10 protein-coding genes are annotated in these 10349 nt (G+C 60.0%); 5 read left to right on the top strand and 5 right to left on the bottom strand.

Translation table 11 applies throughout. The annotated features are described in order from the left end of the window. Both aprA and aprB read right to left on the bottom strand, forming a co-directional pair. On the bottom strand, positions 1–1838 hold a 1838-nt coding region (aprA, locus tag ACQY5R_RS15925), incomplete at its 3' end, for an adenylyl-sulfate reductase subunit alpha (RefSeq protein ID WP_428610087.1). Between the two features lie 56 nt (positions 1839–1894). Then, on the bottom strand, positions 1895–2362 hold the full coding sequence (aprB, locus tag ACQY5R_RS15920) for an adenylyl-sulfate reductase subunit beta (RefSeq protein WP_029134891.1): 468 nt from the start codon (positions 2360–2362) through the stop codon (positions 1895–1897). Between the two features lie 405 nt (positions 2363–2767). Here aprB and ACQY5R_RS15915 point away from each other — a divergent pair, with 405 nt between their 5' ends. The 5 genes from ACQY5R_RS15915 to ACQY5R_RS15895 all read left to right on the top strand — a co-directional run bounded on the left by ACQY5R_RS15915 (position 2768) and on the right by ACQY5R_RS15895 (position 6560). Next, on the top strand, positions 2768–3322 hold the full coding sequence (locus ACQY5R_RS15915; RefSeq protein WP_428610085.1) for a hypothetical protein: 555 nt from the start codon (positions 2768–2770) through the stop codon (positions 3320–3322). Next, entirely contained in the window at positions 3319–3717 is a 399-nt protein-coding gene (locus ACQY5R_RS15910; RefSeq protein WP_428610083.1) for a DUF423 domain-containing protein, read from the top strand. Before ACQY5R_RS15915 ends, ACQY5R_RS15910 begins: the two co-directional genes overlap by 4 nt. Positions 3718–3778: 61 nt before the next feature. Then, complete coding sequence (locus tag ACQY5R_RS15905) at positions 3779–5146, top strand: sigma-54-dependent transcriptional regulator (RefSeq protein ID WP_428610081.1); 1368 nt, start codon at positions 3779–3781, stop codon at positions 5144–5146. 514 nt (positions 5147–5660) lie between these two features. After that, positions 5661–6194 (top strand): sigma-70 family RNA polymerase sigma factor, encoded by a 534-nt coding sequence (locus tag ACQY5R_RS15900; RefSeq protein ID WP_428610080.1) that lies wholly within the window; start codon positions 5661–5663, stop codon positions 6192–6194. 3 nt (positions 6195–6197) lie between these two features. After that, positions 6198–6560 (top strand): response regulator, encoded by a 363-nt coding sequence (locus ACQY5R_RS15895; protein ID WP_428610079.1) that lies wholly within the window; start codon positions 6198–6200, stop codon positions 6558–6560. Positions 6561–6580: 20 nt separating this feature from the next. Here ACQY5R_RS15895 and glcF read toward each other — a convergent pair whose 3' ends face one another. The 3 genes from glcF to ACQY5R_RS15880 are packed head-to-tail and all read right to left on the bottom strand — an operon-like array spanning position 6581 to position 10342. Then, entirely contained in the window at positions 6581–7798 is a 1218-nt protein-coding gene (glcF, locus tag ACQY5R_RS15890) for a glycolate oxidase subunit GlcF (protein ID WP_428610078.1), read from the bottom strand. Beyond that, complete coding sequence (gene glcE / locus ACQY5R_RS15885; RefSeq protein WP_428610077.1) at positions 7798–8868, bottom strand: glycolate oxidase subunit GlcE; 1071 nt, start codon at positions 8866–8868, stop codon at positions 7798–7800. Before glcE ends, glcF begins: the two co-directional genes overlap by 1 nt. 1 nt (position 8869) lies before the next feature. Beyond that, positions 8870–10342 (bottom strand): FAD-linked oxidase C-terminal domain-containing protein, encoded by a 1473-nt coding sequence (locus ACQY5R_RS15880; protein ID WP_428610076.1) that lies wholly within the window; start codon positions 10340–10342, stop codon positions 8870–8872. Positions 10343–10349: the final 7 nt, after the last annotated feature.

Genomic DNA, 10349 nt, shown 5'->3' with positions numbered 1-10349 from the left:
GTCTCTTTGCGGTACTGGATGTGGCGCAGGTGCGATTCCACGGTCCAGATGCGGTGCTGAATTTCCCAGGCTCTCATCAATTCGTGCAGATCACCGGCGGCCAGCTTCTCGTTGTCTTCGCGCATGGTCTGGAGCAGTTCCATGACGATCTCCAGATTCTTGGTAGTGGTCTGGTAGAAAGTGGCTGTTCCGGCACCATACTCGTGGGTGGCCTTCATCATGCGATACATCATGCCGTTGGGTTTGATGTAGTTGGGGTTGACGTCGATCGCGGTGGTGTAATCCTTGAACTCCAGGAAGTTACGTACCGGACGATAGATCTCGGTCACCAGATCCTCAACGCTGGTCTCCAGCTCGGGGGTGTGGCCCTGGTTGTCCATGACGAACTGCACCATGGATTTGGCACACATACGACCCTCGGCGTGTGAACCGGAGGAGAACTTGTGGCCGGATGCGCCCACGCCGTCAGCGGCGGTGAACAGACCCTGTACGGTGGTCATGCCACGGTAGCCCCAGTTCCAGCCTTTCGGCAGGTGTGCAGGCACACCATCCATCGTCTCATCAGTCGGTGCACCAACATCGGTAGGACCGGAGACCCAGATGCCGCAGCAGCCGGAGTGTGAACCCAACAGGTACGGTTCGGTCGGCATCAGCTCGGAGTTTTTCTTCTCTGGCTCAACGTTTTCACCAGCCCAGATACCACACTGGCCGATACACATATCCAGGAAGTCTTCCCAGGCCTCGGCTTCGAGATGCTTGACCTCACGGGGGGTCAGGGTCTCACGCAGGTTGGCGAGTGCGGTGACGGTGTCCATCCAGATCGGACCACGACCTTCACGCATCTCTTTCAGCATCAGGTGGTTACGCAGACAGGAAGCCGGAACAGCCGCCTGGCCGTAAGGAGGATAGTCGTCCAGCATCTCCTTGTTGCGGTCCATGTAGACTTCACCGAAGGCGTTGGTAGCCTTGGATTTGAACAGCAGGAACCAAGCACCCACCGGACCGTAACCGTCTTTGAAACGGGTCGGTACGAAGCGGTTTTCCATCAGGGTCAGCTCAGCGCCGGCCTCTGCAGCCATGGAGTAGGTGGAACCGGCATTCCATACGGGATACCAGGCACGACCCTGACCCTCACCGACTGAACGGGGACGGAAGATGTTCACACAGCCACCGGCTACCAGCAGGCAAGCCTTGAACTTGTAGACGAACAGCTTGTGGTCACGTACGGAGAAACCGACGGCACCGGCAACGCGGTTCTTGTCGTTCTTGTCGTTGACCAGCTTGACGATGAAGACACGCTCCTGGATGTTTTCGATACCCAGTGCCTTCTTGGCAGCCTCAGCGACGATCCATTTGTAGGATTCGCCGTTGATCATGATCTGCCACTTACCGGAACGTACCGGCTTACCACCGTCTTTCAACGGGGTCATGCCCTTGGAGCCGTCAAAGCGCTCGCCGTTCTCGTCGGTCTTCCAGATCGGCAGACCCCACTCTTCGAACAAGTGCACAGACTCATCCACGTGGCGGCCCAGATCGTAGGTCAGATCGTCACGGGTGATACCCATCAGGTCGTTGGAGACCATGCGGGCATAATCCGCCGGATCCTGCTCGGAACCGATGTAGGTGTTGATAGCGGACAGACCCTGTGCCACAGCACCGGAACGATCCATAGCGGCCTTGTCGACCAGTTTGACTTTGATATCCACGCCCTGTTTCTTGGCAGCGTCGACCCACGGGCCGATCTCATAAGCTGCACCACAGGCGCCCATACCACCACCGATGATGAGGATGTCTACCTCTTCTTCGATGACTTCAGGATTTCCGAATTCACCAGCCATTTGAATTTCCTCTTTATTCTAAAAACTTTACAAATACAGTTCGGCTATGCCGCAGCTCACTTCTTGATCAGCTCGCTGGGATCGCCTGCGCGATAACCGTTGACCTGCACGAAGAAGCCGGACTCAGCGATCTTGGAAATATCAGCCTCTGGCTTGCCACCGTAAGGATCGATAGAACCTTCCGGGGTGGTGCGGATGGGGAACTTGAAACGCTTCATGGTGCCGTTGCGGAACTTGATGGTCCACATGATGGAGTCGGTACCACGCAGCGGCTGTACAGATGCGCCCAGCGGAACGATATCGGCGTAGGGACGCGCTTCGATAGCCTGCTGCGGACAGATCTTGATGCAGGAGTAACACTCCCAGCACTGATCGGGCTCCTGGTTGAACGATTTCATGGCATGACCGGTCAAGGAACCGTCCATATCCAGTTTCATCAGGTTATGCGGGCAGATGTACATACAAGCGGTCTTGTCCTGACCCTTGCAGCCATCACACTTATCAGTACGCACAAATGTAGGCATGGTACTTTTTCTCCTAGTTTCACTGCAGTGTTAAAATCACCACCAGACTTCAATGGCGTTTTCTCGAGTCGATACCCGGATATCCGGGAAGATTCTCAATCTGTTGTATCCCCGGACCGCGTTCCTGCGGCAGCGCGCTGGCCCAGTGGACTTAAGCTCTGGTCACTCTCTCGATAACCCTGCATGACAAACAGAGAAGGCAACTTTCAGCCGAGCATTCCAGAAATCAGGAGTGACAACATAAAGATTTGCTAATAAAAGTGCCAAACAGTAGTTTTGGTCGGTGCATAAGCCCTGTTTATTCGCTGGATAAGAAACTGATGGCATCGCCATTTTGCAACCGGGCTTCCCTCTCGACCGCACCTCGGTTATGGTGAAGCAACGTCATTTAACACGCTGTCTTTTATGAAAAATCTACCCCCCAAACAGCAACAGATCGTCACCCTGCACGCCCCCTTCATCTGCCAGGTGGTGCAACTGGCCCAGCAGCCGGACAACCGGGCCGCACTGGAGCCGCTTTTGCAGCAGGCGGAGGCGAGCGGTTGGCAAGCCCTGGTCCGGGCAGTTCGACAGATCGCAGGCGGTCAGCGGGAGTTGTCGTTGATCCAGGGATTGGACGAGGAAGATCGGGTGATTGCCGAGGCGATTCTGCGCGGTCTGCAAGACCCCAACACCCTGCCCGACCCCACCGCCCGACCGGAACCGACGATGGCCGCACCCGGTCTGGCCGGGATGATCCAGGCCGCCGCCCGCGGTAACGTCGAGGCCCTGACCCTGATCTCCAACATGGCTGAGCAGATGAGTCGCGCCGGGGGATCCATGGCGCGGCTGGCAGCGGTGATCCGCCCGCTGATCAACGGCGAACGGGACGCCGATAAGCTATGCAAAGGGATGAATGAGCAGACACGCCAGTTGACCCTGGATATCCTCAGTGAACTGGGGCGGAGCCAATCCCATTGAATACCCTGTCCCGATACCAATTGATTGCGGGGGCTCTGTGCGGCTTTGTCACCGTAGCCCTGGGGGCCTTTGGTGCCCATGCGTTGCGCGCCAGCCTGAGCAACGAGATGATGGCTGTTTGGCAAACGGCCGTTCAGTATCAGGGCTTGCACTCGGCAGCGCTGCTCCTGACCGGTTTGCTGGGGCTGCACTTTCCGTCTGGCCGCTGGATCCGAATCGCCGGGTGGCTGATGTTGGCAGGCATTGTGCTGTTCTCAGGCAGCCTCTATCTGATGGCACTGAGCGGATTGATATGGCTCGGCTTCATCACCCCGCTTGGCGGCGTCTGTCTGCTGGCGGGCTGGGCCGCCCTGGTCTTCGGCCTGTTGCGGCGTCAGGCATCCAAAACCCCTTAACGGAGCTGCTTGCCCACGCCCGGATGAAGTATGCTTAGCGCCAGGAGGCACACAGAGACCCATGACCACCCGACTGCTGATCATCGAAGATGACGACGCCCTGAACCAGATGCTGCAACTCCACTTCGAGGAGCAAGGCTTTCAGGTGGAGGGGACGCATCATTGCGCCACGGGGCTCGACAAAATTCGCGCCTCCGCCTACGACCTCCTGTTGTTGGACCAACAATTGCCGGACGGCCAGGGCATCGACCTGCTGCGCCAAATCGGCGAGGAGTCGCTGGACCAGAGTGTGATCATGATGACCGGCCAACATGACCTGGAGTTGGCCATCGAGGCGATTAAACTGGGCGCGGTCGATTTTATCCATAAGCCGATCAAGATTAGCGAGCTGCAACACGTGGTGGAGCGGGTGCTGGAGAATCAGCGCCTGTCCCGCGAAGTCAAGGCACTGCACGCCGACGACCCGGAGCCAAAAACCCACCAGGAGTTGATCGGCCGTGGCGAAGCGATGTTGCAGGTGAGCAAGGAGATTGCGCTCAGCGCCGGCAGCAATGCCACCGTGCTGATTACCGGTGAGTCCGGCACCGGCAAGGAGGTGGTGGCACGGCTGATCCATACCCACTCCGGCGTCACGGGACCCTTCGTGGCAATCAACTGCGCCGCCATCGTCGACACCCTGTTGGAGAGCGAGCTGTTCGGCCACGAAAAAGGCGCCTTCACCGGGGCTAGCGAACGCAAACAGGGGAAATTTGAGCTGGCCCAGGATGGCACCCTCTTTCTGGACGAGATTGGCGAACTGGCGCCCTCACTCCAGGCCAAGCTACTGCGGATCCTGCAGGAGCAGACCTTCGAGCGGGTTGGCGGCAGCCAGCAACTGCGTACCAACGCACGCATCATCGCCGCCACCCACCGGGATCTGTTTGCCGAAGCGGCTGCCGGCCGGTTTCGTGAAGATCTGGCGTACCGGCTAAAGGTCATCTCCATTCACCTGCCGCCCCTGCGTGAACGGCTGGAAGATATTCCTCTGCTGGCGGAGGCGTTGATCGAGCGTATCGCCCGCAAGATTCACAAACCGCCCGTCCAGCTCACCGACGCATCCCTGGCGGCCCTCAAGAGTTACGACTGGCCAGGCAATGTGCGGGAGCTGGAAAACTTGCTTACCCAGGCGCTGGTGCATGCCCGGGGCAACGTACTGACACCCGATCTGTTGCTGTTCAAACCGCCTACCAACACCCCCCTCCAGCAGGCAACCCCGGCAACCGCTGGCAACGGCCCGGTGGAGCGGACCCTGGATCAGGTGGAGGCGGCGCATATCCAGCGCGTGCTGGATCATACCGGGGGACACAAAGGCAACAGCTGCGAGATCCTGGGCATCTCCCGCCCCGCCCTGGACCGCAAGATCAAGAAATACAACCTGATTCTCCCCTGAGAGACCGATAGGTCTTGCGTCCTGCTCAAGGCATACAAGTCTTGCATGCCCGAGCGATAACGAGGCCATCCTCCATCCACCCAACAATGTGTAGGGGCAGGCCCCCGTGCCTGCCCTTCCGGGAACCAAGGGTGGCCGTATCGAACGGGCAACCACAGGGGGTTGCCCCTACGCGACACGTAAGCGTCATGGTATGGCGTGTAGCCGACGGGTCTGGTGTCGGCGCAAACCGACAAGTGAGGCGAACAGATCCTGCCTACACAGGCGGTGACAATGCCACGGCTCATCTACCACCCCACAATTCGTAGGGGCAGGCCCCCGTGCCTGCCCTGCCCGTGCGGATACCGGCCTCATCAGATCGTTACGTTTAACGTTTCGTTACAACGTTTTGTTACGATTTTATACGGTAAACTTTACATTAATTCTTTATATTTCAATTAGTTATAAACTTGGCACGGCTTCTGCTCTGCTCCTTGCAAACCCAACACACAACTGACAGCAAGGATATCGAGTAATGAGCAATTTAGCCCTGGTACAGAACTGGAACGAAGCACCTGCACCGAGCAAGCAGGACGACAACCGCCACTTTAACGAGCTGGTCAGCCAATACGCACAGGACCTGCAGCGTTACGCCCATTGGCTCGCCGGTGACAAACACACCGCAGAGGATCTGGTCCAGGAGACTTTGTTACGGGCTTGGAAATCGTTGCATAATCTGCAGAACCCCAAAGCGGCCAAAGGCTGGTTGTTCACCATCCTGCGGCGCGAAAATGCCCGTCGCTTCGAACGCAAGCAGTTACAGGAATCCGACATTCCATTGGAGACCCTGGAGTCGAACGACAATTACTACGACACTTCCACGGAGGCCTTTGTGTTGCGCCGTGCCATCGACGATTTGCCAGCCGAGTATCGGGAACCCCTGGTGCATCAGGTGATCGGCGGTTATTCGCAGAAAGAGATTGCCGAGAAGCTGGGCATCAGCTCGGCCGGCGTCGGCACCCGGCTGTTCCGGGCACGCAATAAATTGAAAGAAGCCCTGGTCGCCTGACCCATGGCCTGCGCACCCCATCTGCTGATTGTCGAGGATAACCGTTCGCTACGGCAGATGCTGACTTGGGAGTTTGAGGACCTAGGCTATCGGGTTACCGCCACCGACTGTTGTGCGGAGGCGATGCGGACAGCCCGGCAGGAACAGCTGGATATGGCGTTGCTGGATTACAATCTGCCGGATGGTTGCGGGGCGGATCTGGTGACGCAACTGCGGGCTATCAACCCGCAGATGCAGATTATCCTCAGCAGCGGTTACCTCAATGTGCGTGAGTGTGACTACTCACTTTGCCATTTTGAACCCAAGCCGATCAGCGCCAAAAAACTCCACCAGCTGTTTCAATCCAAGACCCATCATCACGCCTAGCGCGTACCCTCGGGTAGCGCTCAGGCCATTGTCTCATCCAACAGCTCGATCCAGTGCCTAACCGACTGCGTGGTGCCGCTCTGCAAGTGCAATTGACAACCCACGTTCGCCGAGACGATCCATTGCGGCTCTCCCGCTTGCAGTGCCGTCAATTTATTATCCAGCAGCCGCTGCGAAAGCGCCGGTTGCAGGATCGAATAGGTACCGGCGGACCCGCAACAGAGATGGCTGTCCGCCACCGGGGTCAGCTTGAATCCGAGACGAGTCAGGATCGCCTCCACCCGGCCGGCCAACTGCTGCCCATGCTGTAGCGAACAGGGGGAGTGATAGGCAACCCGCAGTCCCGGCGCGGTGATCGAGAGCTGTTCCAACGCCTCCGCGTCCACCACTTCACACAGGTCCCGCGCCAGCGCAGATACCCGTCTGGCCTTCTCGGCGTAGCCCGCATCCTGTTGTAACAACTCGCCATACTCCTTGACCTGGCTACCGCAACCACTGGCGGTGATCAGGATCGCCTCTGCACCGTTTTCGATATGGGGCCACCAGGCATCGATGTTGCGGCGCATGAAAGCGGCGGCTTCGTCCTCTGCCGACAGGTGCTGACTGACTGCGCCACAGCAACCCTGGTCGGCCGGCGAAATCAGCGAGATACCCAAACGGTCCAGCACCCGGGCCGTCGCAGCATTGGTGTTGGGGGTCGCAACCGACTGGGCGCACCCCTCCAGCAGCAACATGCGCCGGCTGTGTCGGAGCACGGGGCGGGAATCCACCTGTACCCGGGTCGGCAGCTTCTGTTGCAGCTTAGCCGGCAACAGCGGCCGAACCCACTGCCCCAGGCGCAAGGCCAGAGCAAAACGGCCCGGATAAGGCAACAGTTGGCGCAGACCCCAGCGCTTCACGGCGGCCAACGGCGGGCGCCCCACCCGCTTTTCCACCACGCTCCGACCGATATCCAACAGCCGGGCGTACCTCACCCCGGAGGGACAGGTGGTTTCACAGGAGCGACAGGTGAGACAACGATCCAGGTGGCGCTGGGTCCGCTCGGTGACCGGCTGGCCTTCCAACACCTGCTTGATCAGGTAGATGCGCCCCCGTGGGCTATCCAGCTCATCCCCCAAAAGCTGGTAGGTGGGACAGGTAGCGGTGCAGAATCCGCAGTGCACGCAGCTACGCAGGATGGCATCCGCCTCCTGGCCCTGCGGGGTATCGAGAATGGTGGGCAACAGATGGGTTTGCATCAGAACTCCGGATAGAGCCGGCCCGGATTGAAGATCCCCTTGGGATCCAGGGCTTGCTTCAACTGTTGGTGCAGTTGCATCAGTGCCGCCGGGAGCGGCTGATTCACCGCCCCGGTGCGGTCACCGCCGCGAAACAGTTGCGCATGGCCGCCCTGCCGCACGGCAACCTCCCGCACCCGCTCGGCGGACTGGTCGGTGATCAGCCAGCGCTGGGCGCCGCCCCAGTCGATAAACTGCTTTCCGGGCAGACCCAGGGGGGGCGCGGCGGAAGCGACCGAAAGTCGCCACAGCGGTCGCCGATTGTCAAAGAAGGGGTGGGTCAACTCACGCAGGCGCTGCCAGAAACGCCCCCCCTCCTCCAGCACTTCTCCGCCCAATTGGCCCTGTGCGGCCATCACCCCCTGCTCCGACCCGGAGAGCCGCAGATAGAGATTGAGGCCATCATAGGCGGCTCCGCTCAGCGGCATCGGGGTGCCGGCCAGACGGTTCATCAATTCAATCGCCTGCGCTTCGCCGCAGGTCTGCACCAGGGTGCACTCTGTCTCGGGCAGCGGTAAGACCTTCAGACTGATATCCAGCAGCAGACCAAGGGTGCCCATGGCCCCGATCATCAGCCGGGAAAGGTCGTAGCCGGCCACATTTTTCATCACTTCACCGCCGAAGCGCAGCCGCTCACCGAGGCCATTGATCAAGGTCGCGCCGAGGACAAAATCCCGGAACGCACCGGCATAGGGGCGACGCGGTCCCGACAGGCCACAGGCGGCTGTCCCACCCAGGGTAGCGGCATCGCCGAAGTGAGCGGGTTCAAACGGCAGCATCTGCCCCTCGGCGGCAAGCAGCGCTTCCAGTTCGTCTAACCGGGTGCCGGCACGGGCGGTTATGACCAACTCCCGCGGTTCGTAATTGATCACGCCGCGGTGCCCGGTGAGATCCAGGGGAGAACCGCTGGGCTGCCGACCGAGGAACACCTTGCTACCGGAGCCGCACAACTGCAGTGACTGTTGCTGCGCCGCCGCCTCGGTCACTCGCTGCATCAACCCCTGGCTGATATCGTTGGAGGGAATCCGCATATCAGGCTCCTAACGTTCTGGCACTGGGCGCCGTCAGGGTGTCGCTACCCAGCGCTTTGTATTCGGAACAGCGCCGGGGCTGGGGTATCGCCTTACCGGGATTGAGCAATCGCTGAGGGTCGAACGCCTGCTTCACCGCATGAAACTGGGTCAGTTCGGCGGCGCTGAACTGGACGCACATCTGGTGGATCTTTTCATGTCCCACCCCGTGTTCGCCCGTGATGGTGCCACCGACCCTCACGCAGAGCTCCAGTATCGCGGCCCCCAAATCCTCCGCCCGTTTCAGTTCACCGGGTTGATTGGCATCATACAGGATCAGCGGGTGCAGGTTACCGTCGCCGGCATGGAACACATTGGCCACCGGCAGTTGAAACTGCTCCGACAGGCGGCTGGTCTCCAGCAGCACCTCGGCCAGCCGTTTGCGCGGCACGGTGCCATCCATGCAGTAGTAGTCCGGCGAGATCCGACCCACCGCCGGAAAGGCCGACTTGCGCCCCTTCCAGAACAGGGCCCGTTCCGCCTCATCCCGCGCGGTGCGGACCTCCGTGGCACCGGAGTCGAGCAACTGTTGCCGTACTTTGGCCAAGTGGGCGGAAACCTCTTCATTGGCGCCGTCCAGTTCGCACAGCAGGATCGCTTCGGCTTCCACCGGATAGCCGGCGTGGACAAAATCCTCGGCGGCGCGGATCGCCATGCCGTCCATCATCTCCAGACCGGCCGGGATGATACCGGCAGCGATCACATCACCCACCGCGTTGGCGGCTTTGCTGACATCGTCGAAAGCAGCCAGTAACACCTGGGCCCGCTCCGGCGTCGGCAGCAACTTGACCAACACTTCCACCACGATACCCAGCATCCCCTCGGAGCCGATCATCAGCGCCAGCAAATCAAACCCCGGCGCATCCAGTGCCTCGGCACCAAAGGTGATCAAATCACCCTGAGCCGTCACCACTTTCAGCTGCAGTACGTTGTGCACGGTCAAACCGTATTTGAGGCAATGCACGCCGCCGGAATTCTCCGCCACGTTGCCACCGATCGTACAGGCGATCTGCGATGAGGGGTCCGGGGCATAGTAGAGACCCTGGGCCTCAACCGCCTGGGAGATGGCCAGGTTTCGGACACCGGGCTGGACCCGCGCGGTGCGGTTGAGCGGATCGATATGCAGGATGCGGTTCAACTTCGCCAGGCTCATCAACACACCGTTTGCCAGGGGCAGCGCACCGCCGGACAACCCGGTAGCCGCGCCCCGTGCCACCACCGGCACCTGCAGCCGGTGACAGCACTGCATCACCTGCTGGACCTGTTCGGCGTTTTCCGGCAATACCACCAACAGGGGCACCTGCCGGTAGGCGGAAAGGCCGTCGCACTCGTAGGGGCGCAACGCCTCGGCTTCATGCAGGATCAGATGGTCGGGCAGTACTGCCTGCAACGCCTTGATCAGACCGGGTTTGTCGATAGTCGGGGATTGCTTCATGGGGCCA

The sequence above is a fragment of the Sedimenticola sp. genome (assembly GCF_050289425.1).
Lineage (GTDB): Bacteria > Pseudomonadota > Gammaproteobacteria > Chromatiales > Chromatiaceae > Sedimenticola.
The sequence above is the reverse complement of the archived record's forward strand: the minus strand, read 5'-3'. Positions and strand labels throughout refer to the sequence as shown.

Bases quoted from the DNA above. Each gene is read 5' to 3' on its own strand.
- aprB (WP_029134891.1), bottom strand. From the start codon at position 2,362: ATGCCTACATTTGTGCGTACTGATAAGTGTGATGGCTGCAAGGGTCAG.
- ACQY5R_RS15915 (WP_428610085.1), top strand. From the start codon at position 2,768: ATGAAAAATCTACCCCCCAAACAGCAACAGATCGTCACCCTGCACGCC.
- ACQY5R_RS15905 (WP_428610081.1), top strand. From the start codon at position 3,779: ATGACCACCCGACTGCTGATCATCGAAGATGACGACGCCCTGAACCAG.
- ACQY5R_RS15900 (WP_428610080.1), top strand. From the start codon at position 5,661: ATGAGCAATTTAGCCCTGGTACAGAACTGGAACGAAGCACCTGCACCG.
- ACQY5R_RS15895 (WP_428610079.1), top strand. From the start codon at position 6,198: ATGGCCTGCGCACCCCATCTGCTGATTGTCGAGGATAACCGTTCGCTA.
- glcF (WP_428610078.1), bottom strand. From the start codon at position 7,798: ATGCAAACCCATCTGTTGCCCACCATTCTCGATACCCCGCAGGGCCAG.
- glcE (WP_428610077.1), bottom strand. From the start codon at position 8,868: ATGCGGATTCCCTCCAACGATATCAGCCAGGGGTTGATGCAGCGAGTG.
- ACQY5R_RS15880 (WP_428610076.1), bottom strand. From the start codon at position 10,342: ATGAAGCAATCCCCGACTATCGACAAACCCGGTCTGATCAAGGCGTTG.